The 23,342-nt window shown below is 50.0% G+C and carries 26 protein-coding genes; 7 read left to right on the forward strand and 19 right to left on the reverse strand.

Annotated elements, in window-relative coordinates; genetic code table 11:
- Positions 1–130 precede the first annotated feature (130 nt).
- Positions 131–439, forward strand: coding sequence for a DUF4870 domain-containing protein (locus EIZ37_RS09305; RefSeq protein WP_134684317.1), 309 nt, complete (start codon positions 131–133; stop codon positions 437–439).
- Between the two features lie 334 nt (positions 440–773).
- Here EIZ37_RS09305 and EIZ37_RS09310 read toward each other — a convergent pair whose 3' ends face one another.
- Positions 774–2,033, reverse strand: a complete 1,260-nt coding sequence (locus EIZ37_RS09310) for a hypothetical protein (protein ID WP_134684318.1) — start codon at positions 2,031–2,033, stop codon at positions 774–776.
- 96 nt (positions 2,034–2,129) lie between these two features.
- Positions 2,130–2,732, reverse strand: coding sequence for a TetR/AcrR family transcriptional regulator (locus tag EIZ37_RS09315; RefSeq protein ID WP_134684319.1), 603 nt, complete (start codon positions 2,730–2,732; stop codon positions 2,130–2,132).
- 184 nt (positions 2,733–2,916) lie between these two features.
- On the opposite strand from EIZ37_RS09315, the gene EIZ37_RS09320 reads away from it, so the two are divergent.
- Positions 2,917–3,480, forward strand: coding sequence for a histidine phosphatase family protein (locus EIZ37_RS09320; RefSeq protein ID WP_134684320.1), 564 nt, complete (start codon positions 2,917–2,919; stop codon positions 3,478–3,480).
- A 56-nt stretch (positions 3,481–3,536) separates the two neighbouring features.
- Here EIZ37_RS09320 and EIZ37_RS09325 read toward each other — a convergent pair whose 3' ends face one another.
- From EIZ37_RS09325 to EIZ37_RS09335, 3 genes are all read right to left on the reverse strand, one after another.
- Positions 3,537–3,755, reverse strand: a complete 219-nt coding sequence (locus EIZ37_RS09325; protein ID WP_134684321.1) for a hypothetical protein — start codon at positions 3,753–3,755, stop codon at positions 3,537–3,539.
- Positions 3,756–3,911: 156 nt separating this feature from the next.
- On the reverse strand, positions 3,912–4,814 hold the full coding sequence (locus tag EIZ37_RS09330) for a DMT family transporter (protein WP_134684322.1): 903 nt from the start codon (positions 4,812–4,814) through the stop codon (positions 3,912–3,914).
- A gap of 138 nt (positions 4,815–4,952) precedes the next feature.
- A complete protein-coding gene (locus EIZ37_RS09335; protein ID WP_134684323.1) occupies positions 4,953–5,762 on the reverse strand; it encodes a DUF2167 domain-containing protein in 810 nt (269 codons plus the stop codon).
- A gap of 284 nt (positions 5,763–6,046) precedes the next feature.
- Between EIZ37_RS09335 and mscL the strand changes: the two genes are divergently transcribed.
- On the forward strand, positions 6,047–6,436 hold the full coding sequence (gene mscL, locus EIZ37_RS09340; protein ID WP_134684324.1) for a large conductance mechanosensitive channel protein MscL: 390 nt from the start codon (positions 6,047–6,049) through the stop codon (positions 6,434–6,436).
- Positions 6,437–6,480: 44 nt separating this feature from the next.
- Here the strand turns inward: mscL and EIZ37_RS09345 are convergent, their stop codons facing one another.
- Positions 6,481–6,933 (reverse strand): hypothetical protein, encoded by a 453-nt coding sequence (locus tag EIZ37_RS09345; RefSeq protein ID WP_235827931.1) that lies wholly within the window; start codon positions 6,931–6,933, stop codon positions 6,481–6,483.
- A 193-nt stretch (positions 6,934–7,126) separates the two neighbouring features.
- A complete protein-coding gene (locus tag EIZ37_RS09350) occupies positions 7,127–8,383 on the reverse strand; it encodes an aminopeptidase P N-terminal domain-containing protein (protein WP_134684326.1) in 1,257 nt (418 codons plus the stop codon).
- Between the two features lie 178 nt (positions 8,384–8,561).
- Between EIZ37_RS09350 and EIZ37_RS09355 the strand changes: the two genes are divergently transcribed.
- Positions 8,562–8,867 (forward strand): hypothetical protein, encoded by a 306-nt coding sequence (locus tag EIZ37_RS09355; protein WP_134684327.1) that lies wholly within the window; start codon positions 8,562–8,564, stop codon positions 8,865–8,867.
- Positions 8,868–8,889: 22 nt separating this feature from the next.
- Here the strand turns inward: EIZ37_RS09355 and EIZ37_RS09360 are convergent, their stop codons facing one another.
- The 10 genes from EIZ37_RS09360 to EIZ37_RS09405 all read right to left on the reverse strand — a co-directional run bounded on the left by EIZ37_RS09360 (position 8,890) and on the right by EIZ37_RS09405 (position 18,484).
- Positions 8,890–9,891: an LLM class flavin-dependent oxidoreductase gene (locus EIZ37_RS09360; protein ID WP_134684328.1), complete on the reverse strand. Its 1,002-nt coding sequence runs from the start codon at positions 9,889–9,891 to the stop codon at positions 8,890–8,892.
- Between the two features lie 204 nt (positions 9,892–10,095).
- Positions 10,096–10,800 (reverse strand): TerC family protein, encoded by a 705-nt coding sequence (locus tag EIZ37_RS09365; RefSeq protein WP_134684329.1) that lies wholly within the window; start codon positions 10,798–10,800, stop codon positions 10,096–10,098.
- Between the two features lie 165 nt (positions 10,801–10,965).
- The gene (locus tag EIZ37_RS09370; protein WP_134684330.1) at positions 10,966–11,604 is read right to left on the reverse strand and encodes a nitroreductase family protein; all 639 of its coding nucleotides are present in this window, start codon (positions 11,602–11,604) and stop codon (positions 10,966–10,968) included.
- Between the two features lie 35 nt (positions 11,605–11,639).
- Positions 11,640–12,833, reverse strand: coding sequence for an ABC transporter permease (locus EIZ37_RS09375; RefSeq protein ID WP_235827932.1), 1,194 nt, complete (start codon positions 12,831–12,833; stop codon positions 11,640–11,642).
- On the reverse strand, positions 12,830–14,002 hold the full coding sequence (locus EIZ37_RS09380) for an HlyD family secretion protein (RefSeq protein WP_235827933.1): 1,173 nt from the start codon (positions 14,000–14,002) through the stop codon (positions 12,830–12,832). Before EIZ37_RS09380 ends, EIZ37_RS09375 begins: the two co-directional genes overlap by 4 nt.
- A 101-nt stretch (positions 14,003–14,103) precedes the next feature.
- Positions 14,104–14,682 carry a TetR/AcrR family transcriptional regulator gene (locus EIZ37_RS09385; protein WP_134684332.1) on the reverse strand — a complete coding sequence of 193 codons (579 nt, stop codon included), beginning with the start codon at positions 14,680–14,682 and terminating at the stop codon, positions 14,104–14,106.
- Positions 14,683–14,878: 196 nt separating this feature from the next.
- Positions 14,879–15,280 (reverse strand): RDD family protein, encoded by a 402-nt coding sequence (locus EIZ37_RS09390; RefSeq protein ID WP_205683812.1) that lies wholly within the window; start codon positions 15,278–15,280, stop codon positions 14,879–14,881.
- Between the two features lie 208 nt (positions 15,281–15,488).
- Complete coding sequence (locus EIZ37_RS09395; protein ID WP_134684333.1) at positions 15,489–17,123, reverse strand: hypothetical protein; 1,635 nt, start codon at positions 17,121–17,123, stop codon at positions 15,489–15,491.
- Positions 17,124–17,313: 190 nt separating this feature from the next.
- A complete protein-coding gene (locus tag EIZ37_RS09400) occupies positions 17,314–17,670 on the reverse strand; it encodes a nuclear transport factor 2 family protein (protein WP_167568767.1) in 357 nt (118 codons plus the stop codon).
- A 22-nt stretch (positions 17,671–17,692) separates the two neighbouring features.
- On the reverse strand, positions 17,693–18,484 hold the full coding sequence (locus EIZ37_RS09405; protein ID WP_134684335.1) for a SagB/ThcOx family dehydrogenase: 792 nt from the start codon (positions 18,482–18,484) through the stop codon (positions 17,693–17,695).
- Between the two features lie 128 nt (positions 18,485–18,612).
- On the opposite strand from EIZ37_RS09405, the gene EIZ37_RS09410 reads away from it, so the two are divergent.
- Positions 18,613–19,479, forward strand: coding sequence for a LysR family transcriptional regulator (locus EIZ37_RS09410; protein ID WP_134684336.1), 867 nt, complete (start codon positions 18,613–18,615; stop codon positions 19,477–19,479).
- A gap of 81 nt (positions 19,480–19,560) precedes the next feature.
- Positions 19,561–20,190 (forward strand): LysE family translocator, encoded by a 630-nt coding sequence (locus EIZ37_RS09415; RefSeq protein WP_134684337.1) that lies wholly within the window; start codon positions 19,561–19,563, stop codon positions 20,188–20,190.
- Between the two features lie 106 nt (positions 20,191–20,296).
- On the opposite strand, the gene EIZ37_RS09420 is transcribed toward EIZ37_RS09415, so the two are convergent.
- On the reverse strand, positions 20,297–20,629 hold the full coding sequence (locus EIZ37_RS09420; RefSeq protein ID WP_134684338.1) for an antibiotic biosynthesis monooxygenase family protein: 333 nt from the start codon (positions 20,627–20,629) through the stop codon (positions 20,297–20,299).
- Positions 20,630–20,746: 117 nt separating this feature from the next.
- Here EIZ37_RS09420 and EIZ37_RS09425 point away from each other — a divergent pair, with 117 nt between their 5' ends.
- Positions 20,747–21,619 carry a LysR family transcriptional regulator gene (locus EIZ37_RS09425; RefSeq protein ID WP_134684339.1) on the forward strand — a complete coding sequence of 291 codons (873 nt, stop codon included), beginning with the start codon at positions 20,747–20,749 and terminating at the stop codon, positions 21,617–21,619.
- A gap of 112 nt (positions 21,620–21,731) precedes the next feature.
- Here EIZ37_RS09425 and EIZ37_RS09430 read toward each other — a convergent pair whose 3' ends face one another.
- Positions 21,732–23,342 carry a gamma-glutamyltransferase family protein gene (locus tag EIZ37_RS09430; RefSeq protein ID WP_134684340.1) on the reverse strand — a complete coding sequence of 537 codons (1,611 nt, stop codon included), beginning with the start codon at positions 23,340–23,342 and terminating at the stop codon, positions 21,732–21,734.

The following is a 23,342-nucleotide window of genomic DNA, read 5'->3' on the forward strand; positions in this document are numbered from 1 at the left end:
ACGTTCATGAACGTGTTTGGGATGCGGCGATTTTCCTCCGTCTCGAGCAGGATGCAGAATCGTTCCTCCGGTCGTTACGATGCCTGTGGTAGTACCTTTATAATGGAACTATCGAAGGAGGCTGTTCTACATGAACAACAACATCATCAAAATCTTGACTCACGCTAGCACGTTCTTTGCGCCCATTCTGGTCCCGTTTGCGGTCTGGCTCCTGGCGAAAAATCATGATACGAAAAGCATCGCGCTGCAAGCCCTGTTCTTCCATCTGCTGATGAGCATCCTGATTGCGGTGTCCTGGTTCTTCTCGTTCATCCTCATCGGCATTCCGTTTTTGGTCGTCTTTGGCCTGATGAGCATCTACTATCCGATCAAAGGGATCATTTATGCCCTTAACGATAAGCCTTTTGTGTATCCGATCGTTGGCGGGTTCTTCCGCTAATCTGCCAAAAAGCCAGTCTGTGTAACCATAGTGGTGAAGGAAGGGAAGAAAGGGCGGAGCTCCATACTTGTCACACCCGCAAGGGAGCGGAGACTGTCCGGTTCCGCTTCCAAAACCGGTACGTCGCGCAAAAGTTTCGAGGAAGCATATTCAACCGACGGGGTTGCGCGACAAGCGTGTACCGTTTTTGGAAGCTCCACCTCAGCAGGTGTGACAAAAATTCCGCTCCGTCCCTTTCTTCCCTTCCTCACGGGGCGATCACATATAAAAACGTCAAAAAGAGCAGCCAGCCCAGTCACTTGGGTAGCTGCTCTTTTTGGCAATGTTCAGTGGGTTACTTGCTTTCACCCTGCAGATAGTTATAAAACGGCTGATCGGCCCAAAACTTATACGCGGTGATGTTGATGGCAGGGTCAAGCTTTTTGAAGCCCGCAACAACATCCGCCGATTTTTCGTTCAACGAGAAAGACTGTGCGATATAGTTGCCTTTGACAATCTTGTTATTCGTGATTTCTTGATAATTCGGCAATTCCGTGAGCGATGTGTACAGCGGCTGCCACCAGGAACCGATCAAGAGACCCTTTTGATCCTCTTCATTCTTCTTGGCGTATTTGCTGATGATCGAATCAAAGCGCTCCATGTCTTGCTGATTCGCAAATTCGAAGCTGATGTCATACTCCTTGGAGTAGGCGATAAAGTTGCCGTTTTCAATCTGTACAACCTTGTAATCCGGGGTTTCTTGCGGCTCGCCCCACTCTTTCAGATAGATGAACGCAGAAGTCTTCGGTTCAAACTGGAGCTTGGCCGAGATCCCCTCGCTGCGCAGCAGTCCCACCAGCTGAATCGCATGAGCGATGTCACTGTGTCCATACGTGATCGACAGCTTCGGATCGAAATGGGAATCGTATCGCGCGTCCTTCAGGTTATAGCCGGTCACCAGATTTTGCTTCAGGCCTTCATCCACCACTTTTCGCAGTTCTGGCGCTTCGATCAGAGTAGAGGTGTTCCACGCTTGATACAGCTTGCCGTAAATATCATCGTCAGCGGTTCCCCCCAGATAGTTTTTGTAGCCGCCAGTGAAAGCCAATGCCTTTCCGACTAACAGGCTGGCCAGATCGGCGGATACCGGACCATTTTTGACCGCCTCCTTGTAATACTCCTCTGGGAGGAGGCCCACATCAACTGCGGCTGCAAGCTCCTGTGCCAACGTGAATGCTCCTGTCGCTTGTCCCGCCAGATTCGCCTTTTTCAAAGCTTGGTCCACTTTTTCCTGCGGATAGGAATAGGCTAACTCCTTCAGTCCGGCTGCCTTGACCGCAAGCGATACCGCCTTTTGCACAGAAAGGGCTTCGTCTGCCTTTCCTTCCAGCCCAAGCGCGGCTTGATCGAGCTTCAAAGCTTTGACCAGCGCATCAGCAAATGCTTGCTGTGTAACCGTCTGTCCCCATTTGATCCCGTAGCCGTCTGCCAGGTACCCCGCGTAATTCTCCCCGGCTGCCTGCGCTGGCAAGCTCCCGGCGACTGCACTCAAAAGGACGGTCGTGCTTAATACGGCTCCTGCTAAAAACCTGCGAAACGATGCCTTGGCGCTCATATGTACCTCTCCCTTTTTCCGATATATTTACTGGGAATTAATTATGTACGAGAGTAGCATGAACTTCCTGCACTGTCAATCACTTCCGGACGAGATTCAGTCCGTTGGTTTGGTCAATCCTTCGGCAACATAGGTAAACAGCCGATCCATCACGCGGGGAAACAGCTCTTCGCCGATCTTTTCTTTATGCAGTCGCAAAAGCAGCACAGCCTTTAAAATGCCCACGATCAGCTCCGGATCTTGTTCCCGAAACACCCCGCTGCTCATCAAGGCCTCGATCGCCTGCCTCCCTTTCTCATCATCCGCCCGCGACGATTCTTCCACGACGTGCTTGGGAAGCTTCCGGAGAAGACGTTCGTACTCCCCCTCCTTGAACATATGCTGCAAAAACGGATTTTCCTCCGCCATGCGAAAGCAGGTCTCAAAAAAAGAACGAACCAGCTCTGTACTGGATGGATGAGCTTGGAAGAGCGACCCGAGTGCTTGATCCCGTACGCGTTCTTCCTCCTTTACGATGGCATAAAACAATTCTTCCTTTGAGGAATAAAACTTGTAAAAGGATCCCTTTCCGATACCGCAAGCCTGTACGATATCATCGATGCTTGTTTTGGCCAGGCCGTACTTCAAAAACAATTCTTTTCCCTTGGTCAGCAGACTGCGTCGAATCTCTTCCTTTTCGCTTTCCGTGAATTTTGGCATAGACAACTCCTGTCCATTTTATGACTTCATGTATACTTTTCGTCACATATGCTTTATAGTAATCCTTACACCATGAACACAACAAGTATCCTTAGCAGACTGTTACGCATGCAGTCTTTTCATTTTGTATTTTTGTGACTATAAATATAAAAATAGTCATATATTCAAAAAGGAGAGGTCCGTGATGAAAATCGGTTTGGTGCGTCATTTCAAGGTCAACAAGGAGTATCCGGCGAAGCCTTTGCTGTCCGCCGGTGAATTGATCCAGTTCTTTCGGGAATATGATGCCGCAGAGGTAATCGCTGTGGATACAGACTTGGGCGGCGTGGACTGGCAGCATTGCTATGTCAGCAGCATGCCCCGTGCCATTGCCACCGCTGAGAAAATATACCAGGGTCCCATGACGGTCCGTTCAGAGCTGCGTGAGATCCCTTCCCCCGACTTTGCGAAAATCACACGCATGAAGATGCCCTTCATGATGTGGGCCATCTTGATCCGATTCTTATGGTACTTGCAGCACAAGTCCTATGCGGAAAATCGCACAGAGGTGCGCATGCGGATCGCTGCGATACTGGATGAGGTTTGCCAGCACGAGCACGAAAACGTACTCCTCGTCTGTCACGCTGCACTGATGATGGAAATGCGCAAGGAGCTGGTGAAAAGAGGATTTACCGGCCCGAAATATAACGTGCCTGAAAATGGAAAGCTCTATGTATTTGACAGAGCCGATTCAGATACAGTAAAGTAACGCGAAAAACCTGATGAGCCCCCTTGTGGAGCCATCAGGTTCTTTTTTGCCGACGGTCAGGCGCTGCAGCCTTCACATTCATAGTGCTGATTGCCTTTCGGGTCCTTCGTGGCCAATAGCTTGCCGACGACTACATCATCCATATCGGCAAACTCAAAATCAGCGATCTTCGCTTGCACAAACTTGCGCGCTTCCTCTTCTGTTTCGGCGATCCAGCTGAATTCACCCTTTTTCCCAGTCGATTTGAGCTCGAATTCAAACAAGTAGCGAACCATCTCATTCCCCTCCTCCTGTCTATGTAATGACTTATTATACCATTCTCTCGCGCTCGTGACAGACCATACCTGCACTTTGGCGAGTGTCGCCATTGACCGGTTAACCCCCATCCACTCCGTTACGCCATTCTGATCCGACCCGAAAGTGCCGGTCGTTTATGAATCTGCTGCGACGACCGTCGTTTTGGGTTTCCCCTTTCTGCTGGCAAGGAACACCCCTCCTAATATCAGCGCCAATCCGGTCAGCAAGCTCCAGTGAATCTCCTCATGCAACAGCGTATATCCCCAGACGATGGCGCTTGCCGGCACCAAATACGTCACCATCGTTGCGAATTCCGGACTTCCTTTTTGGACCATGTGGTAAAACAGAATGTAAGCGACGCCGGAACCGAATACCCCTAATCCGATCAATGCTCCGAGATTCCCAGGGTCAGCCACCTGTGCCAACGATACGGAATCAGCAGCAAAGGCGATTCCCCCGCTGCCAATCATGCTGCACAAAAGCGTACCAAACGTGATCTGATACATGGACAATCCCGGCAGGAGACGTTTGGACAGCTGAGATCCAACCGCATAACACAAGGTAGCCGTTATCATGCACACAAAACCGATGCCATCCACCGAGATGAGCGACACCGGATTGACATCGAGCAGGACGATCAAGCCGACGGAGGCAGCTCCCATGCCGAGCCATTGCATCCGGGTGGAAACCGCCTGGAAGAACAACATGCCCACGATCAGTGTCCATACTGGCGTCGTCGCATTTAAGACGGAAGCCATGCTGCTCGTTAGTCTGGTCTCGCTAAACCCGATGATCGCCCATGGGAGGGCCGTATTGATCAAAGCCACCAGTATCATGGGAAGCCAGCTGATCTTTTTCAAAGAAAACGGCTCCCGCAGCACCCACATGATGATGACGATGGTCACCAGTCCAAAGGCAGAGCGGAGAAAGGCGATGGTCCATGGGCCAAAATCAGGAAGCAGGATCTTGATAAAAAAGAATGATCCGCCCCAGATGAGGCTCAGCAAAATCAGTGATACATAAAGTGAACGAGACACAGGAATCCCTACCTTCTTTCTTCTTCAGCTACATTCCTTTTCTCTAATTGTAACAGCGAATCACTTCAATGAGCGCCGAATTATGGATGACGCAAAAGAAAAAAGCCCTTCTTTGAAAAAAGGGCATTTTCAGTGAGATTATCCAACGGAAGCTGGTGGAGGAGGATCCTGCGGGTTTTGGTTTTCCTGCTGCTGCTCTTGCAGCTTATTCTTTTTATTTCGTCCGGTCAGCCATTTGAAAAGGCCGCCAAGAACCAATCCGGTCAAGCCGTATTCCGCTACCTTGTCCGTGCTCTCATCGAAATCTTCGTAGCGTTTTCCTTCTTTGATCGTAAAATTCGGAATGATTTTATCCATCAGGACCTGTTTGTCTTTTGCGAGATTTGCAGGATCCGTTACCAGGGTAAACGATACATAGCCTTCACGAGTCAGCATCTGCGCCTTGTAGTTGATCAACTGATTCTTACTGTTATCCTCGCCGATCATCGACCAGTGCAAGGTATGGGTCGGCTGGTCATAGAATGGCGGCACATCCCATCCTACCACGTGCAGCTGGTCTTCCGGAGCACGGCCTTTGTTGTTTTCTTCCGTTCCCTCTTTATAGCTGTCCAAAATGGCATCTGCATCAATATCGTTTTTTTCTTCATCCGTGATGTAGCCGACATCTTCATACTCGACGACTACCAGCCACGATTCATCTTCATTTTGCGGAAAAATACTGCCAATCTCCAACTCTGTAGGAGTGTCTCCGATTTCTTGCTGCAGCTTCAGCGTATCTTCTTTGTTCAGATACATCAGCTGGTCCGGGATCGTGAATGTAGCGAGTTTGTCTCCCACATCAACGCTGCCGCTTTCCACCCAATTCACATTCAACTCAGCGTGAGCCGCGGGGGAAAACGGAATTAATAAAAATAAAGCCGCTACGAATAAAAGGATATATTTCCTCATGCTATAAGTCCTCCAAATCACCTGTTTTGTTGCAAAGCACACCATATCCTACCAATATTCGACTAATTGGTAAATATATTCTTACATGGAAACAGGAAGAAATGATTCGTTGGCACTACCTCTTTACCATCAATCGCACTATTCCGTGACCTACGGACGAATCCCTTATACCTAATCCATGTATTAATTACGACGATTGCTTGAAATATTCAGTCGTTCTCAGTAAGGTAGGAAAATATGAAGGTTTTGTACAAAAGTGATTCAATGTTAGGGAGGCATTCGATATGCTGCAGGAATTTAAAAAATTTGCCCTAAAGGGAAATGTCGTTGATTTGGCCGTCGGTGTGATCATTGGGGCGGCCTTTAGCAAAATTGTTACGTCGCTGGTGAACGACCTCATGATGCCAATCATTGGTTTTTTGGTAGGTGGGATCGATCTTACCAAGTTTTCCTACACCTTTGGCACGGCCGTACTGAAATATGGAGCCTTTTTGCAAACGATCTTGGACTTTCTCATCACATCCGCCTCCATCTTCCTGTTCATCAAGGGGATTAGCAAATTACAGCGGAAGAAGGAAGAAAAGCCGGCCGCAGAACCTGTTGTCCTTTCAAAAGAGGAGGCGCTGTTAACAGAAATCCGCGACCTGCTGAAGCAGCAGCAAAAGGGCGTATAGACTCGCGACATGAAAAACTGCCTGTATCGTTCACGGACAGGCAGTCATATTGTCACTCTGCTTTTTCTTTGTATATACGTCAGCAACCATTTGAGAAGAAGACCGACAACTATTCCGATCCCCGCAAAAATCATCCCCAGCCAGACAGGGCCCCAGAGGATGCCGAAGAACTGCTTACTGGAGTAGATGACTCCAACGGTTCCGAAAAACGCACAAAACACAAACGGCAGTGTTGCGTACGGAGATTCTCCACCCCCTGCATCTTTGTAAGCATCCCACATCCCGAACATATACACACAAGGATAAAACATCAGCCACTGGTAATTTGTCACATCGATCGCTTGTTGGAGGTTGCCCTGAAAGCTGTAAATAATCGTTTCATTCAATCGTGCTCCCATATTGATAATGACTTCCAACAGGATCAATATCACACCCTTCAAGTACTTTCCGTTTAACAACTGACCAAAACCAGGGAGTGCAATGCACCAAATCAGCATTTCCAGAGGTTCTTTCCTTTTCATACCTGAAACAGGAACGAAACAGTTTTTCGTCTGACTTTCTTTATCATGATGGTCACCCCAAAAAAACAATCGATTTCACTTCCGTTAGTTTGTCCAAAAAATAATTAAAAAAAGAGCATAAGGCATCATCCTCAGGCCCTATGCCCAATTATTTCCAAGTATTAAAAAATTAGACAGTGTTTTTCCATCCGATGATCTTCTCGAGATCGTCTACTTGCTTGGGAATCTGCGAAGACAAAATTTCAAACCCGTTCTCGGTTACGAGCACATCATCCTCTATCCTGATCCCGATCGACTCTTCCTCCATATACAAGCCCGGCTCCACGGTAATGACCATACCCGGCTTCAAGGCTGCGGCACGCTCTCCAATATCATGCGTATCCAGTCCAAGGTGATGCGCAACCCCATGATAATAATACTTTGCCAGCTCGGTGTCGTCTTGGATGAGCCCAAGCTCCTTCAAACCATCGGCCAATACGCGCTTTGTAATGTTATTCAATTCCTGCAAAGTAACTCCTGGCCGGACTGCCTCTATTGTCTTGGTCTCTGCTTCCAGCACGAGGTTGTAAATCTGTTTCTGCCGCTCCGTAAACTTGCCGTTGACCGGAAAGGTTCTGGTGATGTCCGAGGCATAATAATTAGAGCTCATCCCCAGATCGATCAGCACCAACTGACCATCCTCGATCTTCTGGTTATTGGAGGAATAATGCAAAACAGTAGCGTTTCTCCCCCCTGCGACGATCGGGATATACGGCAGTTCCCGAATGCCGTGGGATTTTGCCACAAAATCCAGATGGGCTTCCAATTCGTATTCCATGACCCCCGGGCTTGTATGCTCCCAAATACGGCGCAATGCTTCATCCGTGATCTCGATGGCCTTTTTAATTTCTTCGACTTCGGCTGGAGATTTGACCATCCGCAGTTCTTTCAGCCAAGGACCTGCATCGTGCACAGTTGCCGTCCGATACTTGCTTTGCACCCGCTCTGCAAATTGTTCCGCTAAAGACGTCTCATCATCCCACGCGTAACGATACAAATCCAGATACACGTTGGCTTGGCCGTCAGCCGCTCGTACCGAAGCCCCAAAAGCATCGAGCCATTCATCTAAGAATGCATAATGGCCAATCCCCGACAGTTCCTTGGCTTCTTCCGCAGTGATCACAGCTCCCGTCCACTTTGCAGCCACCTCGTTGGGACGCTCCAAAAACAGCGTTTCTGTGGCGGCATCCGCCTTTTTGCTGATCATCAGGACAAGATTCGGATTCGCTATTCCGGTCAGATAATAAAAGTTTCGATTCGGGGAAAACGGGTATTTCTCGTCATGGGTTCGCGTTTTCTCATGTCCCGAAAAGAGGATCAAAATCGATTGATCCGGCATTTTCTCCATGATCTGCTGGCGACGGCTCATGATCTCTTGTACATTCATTCCTTTCACTCCTTTTCCTTTCAAATGAAGCTTACTCCCATCATACACCTTCTCATGGCGGGTTAGCGCGAAATCATACCCAAAAATTTTCCAGCAGCGCATTTTCCGTGATGGACTTGAAAGAAGCTCGCCACTTCTCTACTATGGGAATACAACGTTTTAGCGAAGGAGAAGCCTCGTGAGCAAAAAAGAAATGGAAGAACAAATCATCCAAAGCTACCAGCGCGATGAAGGCATGATGATCCTGATCTTTGCCCAATGGTGCGTCAATCATGGTCTCGATGCAGCGGAACTTTACCATCGCGCTTATCCCCGGCAAGGCGAGAACCCGCTCTTGAAGCAAATGATGGACAATACCGTACCCAGGGAGGAGTCTGAGGAGATACCGGATTCCACCCTGCTGCATGTTCTTGCATTGTTTGGCAATGACGATTTGGCCTTTGTCGTGCAAGAAGAGATCGATAAAAGAAAGTCCTCCACCTAAAAAGATGGAGGACTTCGCTTTTTTATGAAAAGGCCTCAGCCAAAAGCTGATACGATCTGATTCGCGCTTCAAAATCATGGGTCATCGAGACGATCATGAATTCGGTGGTGTGATAGTCTTTGCTCATCTGCAAAATGCGATCGCGGACTTGCTCCTTGCTGCCCACGATCATCCGCTTCCGATTTTCGGATATCCGGAAACGGTCATAATCGGTATACGGGTAGGACAGCGCCCTTTCTACTGAAGGCACGCCTTCGGTCCGGCCGCCTTTTTCCAGGAGCAGGAGGGACAGATCCAGGCTGGAAGCCAACCGATTTGCCTCCTCTTCCGTCTCTGCGCAAATGGCAAACACCGCCACCATGGAACGGGGTTTGTTTCCGAAAAAGGACGGGCGGAAATGCTTTTGATACCAGCGCATGGCCTCTGTCCCCCCGTAGCCATTGATGAAATGGGCAAAAGCGAAAGCTCCCCCGGTTTGAGCAGCCAAGCGTGCGCTTTCATCACTGGAACCGAGCAGCCACAGCTCTGGTGCGGTCGGAATCACGGGTGTGGCTTTCAACCCTGCATAAGGATGTCTTTCATCCACGGCATCGTGCAGGTACGAGATCAGGTCAAGAATCTGCAGCGGATAGCGATCGACCCCGTTATCAACCTTCCCCTCCTGCAGCGCCCGGGTAGCGAGCGGCATCCCACCTGGTGCCCGGCCTATGCCCAAATCAATGCGGTTGGGGTAGAGAGCCTCCAGCACGCGAAAATTCTCCGCTACCTTATATGAACTGTAATGCGGGAGCATCACGCCGCCCGATCCTACGCGAATCTTCGTTGTTTTCGCTGCTACATGGGAAATCAGCACTTCCGGACTGGACCCGGCCAGGCTGGTTGTAAAATGATGTTCCGAGACCCAAAAGCGCTGATAGCCCAACCGTTCGAGTTCCTGCGCCAATCGTGCCGTTTGCGCCAAAGCTTCGCTAGCCGTACTCCCCTCCGGAATGGGGGATTGGTCTAATGCGCTAAGCGTAATCATGATGGTTCACTCCTCTTCTCTCTGTCAAGCACTCGGAATACGTGTCAGTCATGCGATAGCTTCCGAACCAACATGGCTGTTAGCTCTAATCTACGCCTTTTTCAATGTCCGAATCAAGAGATCCAGCACATTCCAGACCCTTCCCGGACACTTTGCCAGAAAACGAAAAAGGCCACCCATTCAGGTGGCCTTTTGCCTTGATGATTATGCGTTTTTGCGAAGCTCAGCGGAATCCGCGCTGTCTTCTTCATGTTTGCCATGACGAGCTGCAAGCCATTTGCCGATGATGACAACAAGTACAGCCAGTCCAATCGGAAAGGCGATTTCAAACCCGTGCCACAGATGCTCGATATAGGAGCCGACAATCTTATCTCCCATGATCATTTCTCCCGCTGTATATCCCAGGAGAGCTGCACCCAACAGGACGATGATTGGAAAGCGCTGCATGATTTTCATGAGCAGTTGACTGCCCCAGATGATCAGCGGGATGCTGACGGCTAGTCCAATGAGGATTAAGGTTAAATCTCCATTGGCCGCACCGGCTACTGCTACCACATTGTCCAGACTCATGACCAAATCAGCGATAATGATCGTTTTGATGGCTTCCCGAATGCTGGAGCCTCCCGTGATATTGTCGCCTTCCTCTTCTCCGGCCAACAGCTTCACCGCGATCCACAATAGCAGCAATCCCCCCAGTGTTTCCACCAGCGGCACCTTGAGCAGCCAAACCGCGACAAACGTGAGAATGACCCGCAAAGCGATGGCTCCGAAGCTCCCCCAAAAGACAGCTTTCTTTTGCACTTCAGGCTTCAAGTTCCGACAAGCTAATGCGATGACGACCGCATTATCTCCACTAAGCACGATATTAACCAAAATAATCTTAGATAAATCCAATAACCATTCTGCCATGTGCCTCTCTCCAATTTGTTAAAAAGTCTACACTATCAACCTGATATTGTCAGAATGCCACCCAAACGTCAATGGTAACAATTTTCAGCATTGGAAAAATCAAAAAAAGCGAAAAGCACTGAAACCGAGGTTCAGCGCTTTTCAAAGGTGACCAAGCGTTTTCGATTAGAAACCTTCTTTGATTACCACTTTTTCGAGAGGGAAGCGTCCAGTCGCATGAGCAGGAGTAGCCGCTTTGCCCAGGCTGATCATCATGACCGGGTAGTAACGGCTAGGAATGTTGAACTCTTTCACCAGCGCTTCCCGATCGATGCCGCCCATTGGTACGGTATCATATCCTTTTGCTTTTGCCGCAAGCATCAGCTGCATGGCTGCCAACGCTGCGTTGGTATGTGCTTCTTTCATTGCCAACTCAGGATTGCCGGTATAGGCGGCTTTTACATTCCCCTGCAGCGTGTCGTACGCCTGCTGCGGGATGGCTCCCGCCTTGAGGGCTGGACCGTACACCTCTTCAAACACCTTGTCTGCCTCCAGGTCTCCCAGGACAACAATCACCGCGGAGCAGTCTACGACTTGCTGTTGGTTGTAGGCGATCGGCAGCAGACGCTCTTTGTTTTTCTGATCTTGGAAAACCAAAAAGCGCCAATGCTGCAGGTTCCAGGAGGACGGTGCTGTCGCAGCCAGCTCCAGAATCTCATTCAGATCTGCTTCGGGGATCGTTACGCCCGGTTGGTATTTTCGTACAGAATGGCGGCTGCGCATGGCTTCATCAGTAGCCAGCATGGTCTTTGCATTTGTCGTCATGATAATCAACCTTTCTATATGGAAATTGGAATGGGTTATACCGTTGGTGTTTCTTGAAGCGCAGCAGATGCGTTCAACTCAGGTCCTTCTGCTGTCGCAGCTTGCTTTGCCTGTTTTGCTTCACGCAGCATCAAGAGAAACAGCAGGCCGATAAACACGGCGGCAAGCACGAGAAATGCGCCGATTTCCGCACCAAAGTACTTCAGCTCTCCTCCGCGCAGGCCCATGCCCCGCACAAAGCGGAAGAACCAGGAGGCTGGCAGTATGTTGCTGAACAGCTGTACAGAGGATGGAAACAGGGCCAAAGGCGCCATGATTCCCGACAGCATGAACGTCGGCATAATCACAGCCGTCATCCGCGGAGCCGTAGCTTGCGGTGTCTTCGCCGTCCATCCCACCAGCATGCCCAGCCATCCGCTGGTCATAAAAAAGAGCAAAACGGGAAGCAAAAATTCGATGGCGCTGCCGACAAAGCGGAAACCGCCTACCTGCTTGAGCAGGCCAATTGCCAGGAAGTTGGCTGCACTCGTCGCGATCACATAGGGCATGATGCGCAGCAAGAGACCAAACGGCTTTTGGAGTTCCTGCTGAAGCCGGCCTTCCTGCCTGAGCCGTGGCACGATCTGTGCGCTTGTGCCCAGCAAGCTGCTGAAGCAGACGATCGTGACATAGCCGATGACCATGAGATTAATATTGTCATTCGTAGGGTTAAATAATAAGCGCTGCTGCAGGGACAAGTTGGTCAAGGTAGCAGCCACCTGATCGTCATTCATCCCCATCGCCCGAAGTCGACCGACCGTGGGGGAAGTCATGTTTTCTGTCGTAAGGACTTCAGAAATCGCATTGCGTATATTGCCGTTTGCCGCAGGAATACTATTATCGATAAAGAAGCCGATATTGCTTTGCTTGCCGAGATAGCGATTTTGCTCGAGTCCGGCCGGCAAAAAAAGGACAGCCAGATTCTTCTCGTTGTACAGCAGCTCCTCCGGTTTCACCGCCTGATGGTAGACATTCGTCACATGCATGTACTGGGAAGCATTGATTTTATCGATCAGCTGCTTGCTGTACAAGCTGTTGTCTTCATCGATGACTGCCACATTGCTCTCGTTGATCTGATTTTTGCTGAACAGAAATCCGAACACGACAGCGACAACCAAGGGAACGATGATCGCTGTGATCGCATACTTCCCGCTGGTCATGCGACTCCATTCTTCACGGAAAGCGCTCACTGTACATTCACCTCAATGGTCATACCCGGCAGAATCGCTTCGTCATTGCGGTCGATGTAGACGCGTACCTGGAACGAGCTCAGGTCGGACTGCCCTTTTTCCCGGCTCATCCGGAGGCTGGCGAATTGCGGCGCCACGGTAATGAAGCGCACCTCACCGGTAATGTCCTTATTCAACGCGATCAGATGGCCTGTCGCAGGTTTTCCCACTTTAAACTGGTTCACCTGCAGCTCGTTTACGTAGAAGTCATAATACAGCTTGTCGGTTTCCAGGATGACTACCGGTGTGCCTGCTGACACATTCTCGCCTTGCTTCGGAACCACACGCACTACTTTTCCGTCTGTCGGTGCGACCAGGGTCAAGCGGCTTTTCTGAACCTGCAAGGACTGCAGCTGGATTTGCAGCGCCTGTCTTTGCTCCTTCAACAGCTCGACTCCGATCGCACTGTTGTTCAGATCATCTTTTGCTTGCAGCGCCTGATCTACGCCAAGCTGAGCCTTCGCCGTATTGATTTTTGCCTGGTCTTTATCCTGTACTTGCGCCCCTGTTTTCAACTGCTCCAGCACCTTTTGCTGCTGCTTCCAGGCGCTCTCCGCCGTGGTCAGCTGGGTCTGTGCGTTGTCCAGAGCCGCTTTGGAAATGGCGCCGCTGGAAAAAAGCGATTGAGAGCGATCGTAGTTGAGCTTCGCATTGCGGTACGTTTCCTCCGCAGATTTGACGGCGTATTCCTGGCGCTCCAGCTCTTCATGGCGCGCTCCTTGCAACACCTTGCTTTCTGCAGTCGCCGCGAGATTGACACCCAATTGCGCTTGTTCCACCTGCGTGGCCACTTTTTTCTGCCCCACGCGAATCGCGTCTTCTGATTTTTTAATATTGATATCCATCGCGTGGATGTCTGACTGAAGCTTGGCAATTTGCAGGTTCAAGTCGGTCGGATCCAGCATCATGAGGACATCGCCCTTTTTCACGTGCTTCTCTTCTTCGACATTGACATTGATGACTTTCCCGCTCACACCTTGGAAGGAGACGTTGACCTGCTCTGCTGTCAATATGCTTCCTTTTTCCTCGGTTGCAGCGGATACCGCGTCGCTCCCGTTTTTGATCAAGAGGAACCCGCCAAGCCCAAGAGCTGCGACAAGAATTCCACCGATGATTACATTCCGTTTCACAAGTTCATCCTCCACTACCATTGTTCAATATGATGTTCCCTGCTTCTTGTGAGAGGAGCTTACTTACTAGTAAGTAAAGAAGCATAAAAAAGAGTAAAAAATCATTGCGATTGAAGAAGCAAATCTTTAAGCTGGTTGAACATTTTCGGTGCAAGATCATTACCCATTACCCGTTTATATTGCAGAGCACCTTTTACACAGGATAGGAAAATAGCGGCAACGGCCACTGGATCGACGGTCTCCTTGAGCAAGCCTTTTGCCTTTGCTTCCTGGAACAGGTCGATCATATACGTCAGCTCCATCCGGCTCAGCGAAGCCAGCTTTTCCTGAAGATGTGCCGGCAACGATTCATAATCTTTTTGCAACGCTGAAATGAGGCAGATTTCATTTTCTTTAATCCGTTCTGCTTTTTTTGTGACATAAAAATGCAGCTTCTTCTCTAGATCTACATAAGTATGAGTCATGGTATAAAACATATCTTTGAGCTGCTGTTCCAGCCGGTTGCAGACGGCGATACCCAAGTCCTCCTTTTTTTCAAAGTGGTAATGAATGCTTGCTTTGGTGACCCCCAGCTTTTTGGCCAGATCATCATAGCTGAAAGCCACATATCCTTTTTCTTGAATGAGATGCAGTGTCAGGTCGATGATTTGTGACTTGCGGTCTTCTTTTCGATTTTCCATGTTTTACACTTTAACTTACTAGTTGGTAAGTGTCAATTGTTGGATATGCTTTCATTAGAAAAAACTTGGCTGCGCCAAGTCTTTGGCGGAGCTTAGTTGCTCTTATGTCGATGAGAATTTTATAAATTCTTATCGACCGAAAAAAACCTCCTGCCGAGTGTGATCCCCCAGCAAGAGGTTTTCCAAACGTTTTTCCTTATCCTTTTACTACGTACGTTCCAACGATCTTGTCATGAAGACCTTGCTTATTCTCTGTAAAAGCAACCATGATGTACCCGATGTACAGGATGATGCCAGACAAAATTTTGGAGAAGAAACGGCCAAACGCGCGACCTAAGCCAATGCGCTCACCTTGCTCGTCAACCACTCTGAGGCCGAGCCATTTTTTCCCGAGCGATCCTTGGTAGCTGGAGCTTTCCATCAATGGGAAGTACAGGATCGAAGCGATGTACGCGATCCATACCAAGCTCTCGTGAACCAGTGTCAAAATAAGCGTTAAAACGTAAATAAGAACTGCATCAATCAAATAAGCGCCAACACGAATCCAGAATCCTGCGTAATTGCCCAACGCAGCTTGGGTTGGAAAATTTTGATTCATCCCACAAACCTCGCTTTTTCATCATTTTTGAAAAGAGATAATTGCCTGTATTAGAAAATTTTAGTACTAAATCGTCAAATCCGTCAATCTTTCGACGGTCCTATGCTAATAGACCCATGAATTTTACTCCGATTTACGCCGATTTATGCCGATGTATGGTGAGCTGTGTCGGAAAAAAGCTTGGCTACGCCAAGTTTTTGACGTAGCCTTACGATTGATCCTCATCGCCTTCCGTGGTTCTGAGCCGCAGATAAGCCGTTACTCCTCCGTAGACAATATCCCCGCCAGGCAGCACCTGGATTTGTGAATAGGCCCCGTTAAACAGCTGGCTGCCGCCTACGATCAGCCTTGTTTTTCGCTTGCCCGTCTCCCAGTCGAATCCGGTGATTTCCCACTTCCCCTTGACCCTGCCATTTACATAGACCTGGTTGCTCCCCACGCTGATCAACGGAACGGTCGTCGGTGAACCTACATCCGGCTTTGCCCACGCCCGTTTCCAGCGATTCTGCCGCGCGTCCCAAGTGAATTTCTCCACGCCTTTGGGCCCCTCTTGCCAGACGCCGGCTACAAGCGCTTGCTCGAGCGGGTCTGGCCGAGCCGCAGGGGCTGCATTGTTGACCACAAACGCACCGTATCCCCACACCGCGACCGACTGCTCCGATTGGGCTCTTTCGATTGCCGGCTGACCGAATGTGACGGGGATTTGTCCCGCGATCCGACGTGAGCGAGTTTTCTTTTGCCGCTTGAATTCTTTCGGGATGTCGTTTCGCCAAAAGGCAACGAGGTTCATTATCCTGGCTCCATCCGTAATCACGACCAGCTGGTCTTCTCCCTCCTGAAAGCCCATCAGTGTCGGGGTCGAACCGGATCCGAGCCTGCTTCTTCCCGTCCCATTCAAATCCGAATCATAACGGGATTGCCAGGCACCGCTTGCGGTATCATTGCGCAGCTTGCGCCCATCCCAGACCACTTTGCGCATGTATTTGTCTGTCACGACATAGATGCCATTTTGCGGATCGACCGCGATCGAATTGGTGATGGTTTCCCCGGTAAAACGCAGATACTGCGGCGCTTTTTGAAAATGCCGATCCACCACGCCGACGACACCGCGAATCGTGACGAATACGAGATGCCCATCGTACGTCATTTGCAGCCCTAATATCGCATCAGGCTTGGTCGGATGGATAATCGTCGCTGGAAGTGTCAGCTTTCTCCTGACCGCGATGCGTGAATGAGCCATGCCGGGCTGCTCATCGCCAAATACCATAATGCTGTTTCTGACTGGCGTATATAAGCTTCCCTCGCGATCCATCAGCGAATAGGTCCCTGCTTGTGCGATGGCATTACCAAAATAGCCGCGAAAGTTTTTATCCAGATACGCCAACAATTCTTCTTCCGTTCGCGCTTTGTCAAATCTCTTGGTTACATTTTGCGCTGCTCGGTGCGACAGATAAGGCTGGCCGGGAATCCTCATGTGGGCAATTTCCTCAAAACGGCCATCATTGATCAAGACTTTGGCAATCCGATTGTTGTTGGCCAGCCAAATCACCTGTTCGCCTGTCGAATACGCGGGGCCGCTCAAATAATGAAAATTCGTCAATCCGCCGTAGATTGCTTTGATCCGGTCTTTTTCCAGCCGCTTTGTACCGCTCGGCCCCTTGATCAGCGTCGCATCGGAATTGGACGGATCCCCGTGGAAACTCTGCGACGGTCCATCAATCAAGTACGGATTTTTCGGCGGCACAAAAGCGCTTGGAGACTGTGCGCTTTTCCCATGTGCAATAGGGGCTTGGGGCGCCATTATCAGCATCGCGAGGAAAATGGTGAGCAATTTGAACTTCACGTGATGACCTCCTTTCAAACAGTGCAGGCTTCCTATGGCATTATGGTATATTTTACCTTTCCACCATCCCACCCATTCAAATGGAGCTCGAATTTATTCATTGCTCATAAGAAAACTCGTCTTCGCCAAGCCTTCGGCGGAATCCAAAAAAAGAACAGCCAGCTTCTTGCAAGCCGACTGTCTCCTCTTGTTATTCTTCCTTTTCCACAAACCAGACTCTACTAATGAAGCCCTCTTTCACCTCATAGATGGCCAACGCTTGATAAGGCTCCCGATTGTCCCTGCCTGTGATCTCCTCCAGATCGATCACAAAGTTCCCAAATACGGTACGGTTTTTCACTGTGCAATGATTGTTCGGATTTTTTGCAAACATGTTGGCATAGGACGCTCTCATCTCCTCACGCCCTGCCATCCGCACCTTTCCGCTTGGATGATCGAGAATCTGTACATCCTCCGCAAAGACGGAGACAAAGCCCTCTACATCCTGGGCGTTGTAATGCTCCAGCTGCTTTTGCACGAGTTCTTCTGCCGTATGGCTTTTGCTCACGGTTCTTCCCTCCATTATCCCATCAGTCACGCGGGGCTGGCCGGCGATCGGACAGCCAGTCCTTTCCAGCCACCTTTCCTACCGATGCCATCAGGATGGACAGGTGATTGACCCCATCAATGCCTAAATAATCGTTCATTTCTTTATCATACCAGTGTCCCACTGTGGTTACACCCAGTCCGAGGCTATTTCCTGCGATATGCAGGTTTTGCGCGACGTGGCCCGCATCCCAAAAGATGTAGCGATAGGCGCGCTCCTTGTATTTATCTTTCGATCGATCCACGACCGCCGTCCATACAAAGTTGACCGCTGCCCGCCGCGTCATCTCCTGGTCCTCCGTATGGGCATAGGCTACCTCTGCGACATCCTCCCACTTCAATGCTTCCAGGCACCATTCCTGAACATCGAGATGGTACAATCCGCGGTCCAAGCCTTCCACGTTGTTAACCAGCAAATACGTTTCGATGGGATATAGCGCACCCGCAGACGGACTGGTTCGCAGCTGGTAATCCCCCATGTCTGCCGTGATGCCTTGTGTTCCCCACAACAGAAGATTCAATTCATTCAAGCTGAGCGGATCCTCTGTAAAATTCCGCTTCGAGCGCCGATTGTTCAGTACCTCCCACACATCGGGAGAGACAGGGAATTCTGGCTTTCCCAATGGAATGCGGACAAGCGCGTCCTCATGCCTCAAATAAGTTGGCGGTCGCTTGGAAAAATCGTACTTGGCCGCCCATCCCTGTTCCAGGTCCCCCTTTTTGTACCCAGTTGCCAGCAGAAACTCATGACAGATCCGTTGCCAGTCGGCATGCATGTTGAACCCACTCCTCTGTATAATCGTTATTTTCTCTGCCACGAGTGTACAAAGGATGGTACAATTAGTAAAACAATGAATTTTGATATATTTCATTAGCGTTTACTAATGATAAGTAGGTGTAACAAATGACCTTGTCACAGCTTCAGGTCTTCATCACGGTGGCAGAAGAAAAAAACTTTACACGCGCTGCAGAGGTCTTAGGCTTCACGCAGTCAGCGGTCTCGCAAATGATCAAAAGTCTGGAAAGCGAATTAGGCATCTCTCTCTTTTATCGGAGCCGCAGCGGCATCACGCTTACCGGGATTGGCGAGCGAATGCTTTGCCATGCCAGAGAGATTCTGTCTATCACGGCTTGCATGAAGCAGGAAGCGGATGCAGCGCTTGGGCGCGAAACTGGGACACTCCGGATCGGTTCCATCCACAGCGTTTCCAATAAGATCTTGCCGGCATTGATCGGATCTTTCCGCAAGCGGTTCCCCCAGGTGCAGATCGTCCTGTTCGAAGGAGAGTATGCCGAAGTCAATCAGTGGCTTTCCCAATCCGTTGTCGATGTTGGCTTTACCACCAACCCCGAGCGGTCGCTGCATGCCTTTCCGCTGATCCAGGATCGCATGCTGGTGTTTGTGCCGGAGGACCATTCCCTGAAAGATGAACCTTCTCTTTCTTTCGAGCAGATCAAGGACCGATGCTTCATCATGCCCAAGGATGGCTGCGTCAAAAGCCTGCTGCATACAAACGACATCTTGCCGAACATTACCTTTGAGGTACGGGATGTATCGACCATCCTTTCCATGGTGCAAGAGTGGGTGGGTGTGACCATCCTGCCGGAGCTATACATTCCCGAAGCGCTGCCAAAAGTGAAATCCATTCCCTTGCGGCCCACCATTTCACGGGAGGTTGTCCTGGCTGTCCGGGACCCCCAGTCCTTTTCTCCGCTCATTGCTGAGTTTATCCTGCATGCTCAGCATTTTGTGAAGGAAATGAATCGCTAGAAACACGCGAAGACGTTTCCATTCTCCCCTTTCCCTGTAAAATAGGGATAACGAATATAGGAAAGAATCGGGGGAGTCGGGATGTTCACTGTATCTGCCTTGTCTGCATTTATCATGATTGTTTTCGGTTTATTTTTGATACCGGGCCCAGCCGTGCTGCTAACCATCACGCGTGTCGTACAAGGCGGCCGAAATGCCGGCATCATGGCTGGTCTGGGGATAGCCACTGGGGATCTTGTTCATACATTGTTTGCAGCAGCTGGACTTTCCGCCATTTTGATGACTTCAGCGCTGGCTTTCAACATCGTCAAGTTTGCCGGGGCAGCCTATCTGCTCTATCTGGGGATTCGCGCGCTGCTGGAAAAACCCGCCACCCCTCAGCTGTCACAGATCTCTCCAGCGACGACATCATGGCGGACCTATGGGCAAGCCATTCTTGTGGAAATCCTCAATCCCAAAACCGCTCTGTTCTTTTTGGCCTTTTTGCCGCAGTTTGTTCATCCGGAGCACGGAGCCGTATTCCTTCAATTCATCACCCTTGGCTTGATCTTCGTCGTGCTTGGGGCGCTCTATACCTCCTTGATCGCCTGCTGCGCCCCTGTGCTTGGAAGGGTTGTAAAGCGGATTTCGGGGCTGGGCAAATGGAGCGGTAAAATCGTAGGCGTGATATATATTGCGCTTTCATTAAAAGTTGCATTTCAAAGCCGTTAATCAATTCCCATTGGAAACTGCAAGAAGACCTAGGAAGCAGTCTCCCTAGGTCTTCAATATGTAAGACGCCCCAATCTGCCATCTGGGCTTTCCATCAGATGGTTCGTTACATTTCAAAAAAATTGTCTCTTTCGACCTTGCACACTCTGAGCCCAAATCGTTTATACCACATCGTTTTTCCCTTTTCCTGTGCAACTTTATGCATGGCATTCTCTTTCCAGTTTTTAATCGACTCTAGTGAATCCCAGTAAGAAACCGTGATGCCGAGCCCCTCTTGATCGCGTGTACTGCTTTCTACGCCCAAAAAGCCTTTTTGGGTGGATGCCAGCTCGACCATTTTGTCCGCCATTTCTTTATATCCGTGTTCTCCATCGGCAAGTTCAGAGGTAAAAATCACTGCAAAATACGGTGCTTGAGGTGTTTTTGCAATTCCGCTCATGAGTTCCTCCTTAAAAAGTTGTAAGTTAATTTGAGTATATTCAGGAAATCAAAATAAATAAAATGAATATCTGTGGTATGATCTATGAATAAATTTCATGAAAACAGGTGCCGGATTATGAATTTGCTTAAATACCAGATCTTTGTCCGAGTCGTGGAATTGGGGAGTCTTACCAAGGCAGGAGAGATGCTGCACCTTACTCAATCAGCCATTAGTCACGCTCTTTCCGGCTTGGAGCAGGAATTGGGGGTGACCCTTCTTACTCGAAGCCGAGCCGGTATCAGACTAACCGATAACGGCGAGCGTCTGTTGCCCCATTTCAAAGAAATCGTCAAATTAAATGAAAAGCTGTATCAAGAAGTAGCTTTCATCAATGGACTCGAAATCGGCAAAGTAAGAATTGGTACCTTCTCCAGTGTCTCGATTCACTGGTTGCCCAGCATATTGAAGGAATATCGCGATCAGTTTCCTCTCATCGAAACGAAATTGCTGGATGGCAACTATCGTGAAATCGAAAATTGGATCGTGACAGGCGAAGTTGATTTTGGTTTTGTGAATCTGCCCACTCAAGAACCATTAGAAGTGATACCGTTGAAGAAAGATCGGATGCTCTGCATACTGGCTGCCAACCACGATCTGCGAACGCAATCATCCATCCGGTTGGAACAAATCAAAGATTTACCTTTCATCATGCCTGCTGCCGGTTGCGATACTGATGTCCGGCGCATTTTTACTCAACGTAAGCTTTCGCCGAATATCCAATATGAATTGGAAGACGACCATGCAATCATGTCCATGGTTCAGAATGGTTTGGGCATCAGCATCCTTCCCGAAACGATCCTGTTACAGAGTCACTATGATTTATGCTTGCGGCCTTTGCATGAGGAACATTTCCGCTCAATCGGGATCGCTGCTGTATCTTTTAAAAATGTTTCCCCGGCAGCAAAAAAATTCATTGATTTCATTACTGACTGCTTCCGCAAGCTGTGAAAAAAGAACGATCGACCCCGGATATCCTCTACGGTTTTACTCTTGAAAGCAAAACAGGCAGCCGGTTTTTCACCGCTGCCTGTCTGCCATTGTTCTTTTTGCTTCCATTCAATCACCAAGCCGCCACGCTTCCGTCCGTCCGGAAATCAGTACCGCCTGTCAACACGCCATTTTCATCGCGGACGATGATCTGTCCACGGCCGAATCCGCCGGAGCCGAGCGTCCGCTTAATCTCATGCCCTTTGCGTGCGAGGCTGAGCGCGATATGCTCTGGGAAATGCGGTTCGACTTCCACGGTTTTGCCTTCGATCCACTGCCATCTTGGTGCATCCAGTGCCGCTTGCGGATTGAGATGGAAATCGATCATGTTCATGACTACCTGCACGTGTCCCTGCGGCTGCATGAATCCGCCCATCACGCCAAACGGTCCGACCGGCTTTCCGTCTTTGGTCAGGAAGCCCGGGATGATCGTATGATACGTCTTTTTCCCCGGCTCCAGACGGTTATCATGCCCGGGATCGAGCGAGAAGTTGTGCCCGCGGTTTTGCATCGCGATGCCTGTGTCTGGAATGACAATGCCGGAGCCGAAGCCCATGTAGTTGCTCTGGATGTAAGAGATCATGTTGCCTTCACCATCTGCTGCTGCCAAATATACGGTGCCGCTGCGTGCCGGTTCGCCCGGCTCTGGCTGCAGCGCGTCCTCTCCGATCAATGCTCGGCGCTGTGCTGCGTATTGCTCCGACAGCAGCTGCTCCACCGTCACATTCATTTTGTCGCGCTGGGTGATGTATTTCAGCCCATCGGCAAATGCCAGCTTCATCGCTTCCATCTGCTTATGGTACGTCTCGACGGTATCTTTCGCCGGGAACTCGAACCCTTTCAACAGATTCAGCGCCAGCAAAGCTACCAAGCCTTGGCCATTCGGCGGAATCTCCCAAACATCATATCCCTTGTAGTTCACACGGATCGGATCAACCCAGTCAGGCTGATAGGCAGCCAAGTCTTCCTTGCGCAAAAATCCGCCGTGCTCCCGGGAAAAGGCATCGATCTTTTCTGCCAGCTCCCCGCGGTAAAACGATTCCGCATTGGATTCGGCAATGCTGCGCAGTGTGCGCGCATGAGCCGGCGATTTCCACATTTCGCCGACTTTTGGCGCTCGGCCATCCGGCGCGAAGGTCTTGAACCATTCCGCGAATTCAGGTCCCGTCAGCTGATTCTTCAATTTTTTATAGGCAAGGTCCCAGAAGTAGCCTAGCGTCGGCGAGACTGGGAAGCCGTTTTCTGCATAATCAATGGCTGGCTGCAGGACTTCCGCCAGCGGCAGCTTCCCGAAGCGTTTGGAAAGAGCAGCCCACGCCGAGGGAGCGCCCGGTACGGTCACCGGATACCAGCCGTATGTAGGCATCTTTTCGTGCCCGGCCGCCTTTACCGCCTCGATGGAAATGCCCTGCGGTGCCGGACCGCTCGCATTCAGCCCGTGCAGCCCGTCTTTCGTCCACACGAGTGCAAACGCGTCGCCGCCAATCCCGTTGGAGGTCGGCTCTACGACAGTCAGGCAAGCTGCGGTAGCAATCGCGGCGTCAATCGCGTTTCCGCCTTTTTTCAGGATGTCCAAGCCGGCTTGAGCCGCCAATGGTTGCGAGGTTGCCACCATCCCGTTTCTCGCAATGGTCGCATTCCGCTGGGATGGATAGGGGTATGACTGTGCATCGAACTGTATCAT

Origin of the sequence: Brevibacillus migulae, assembly GCF_004521915.1 — a bacterium.
Lineage (GTDB): Bacteria > Bacillota > Bacilli > Brevibacillales > Brevibacillaceae > Brevibacillus_F > Brevibacillus_F migulae.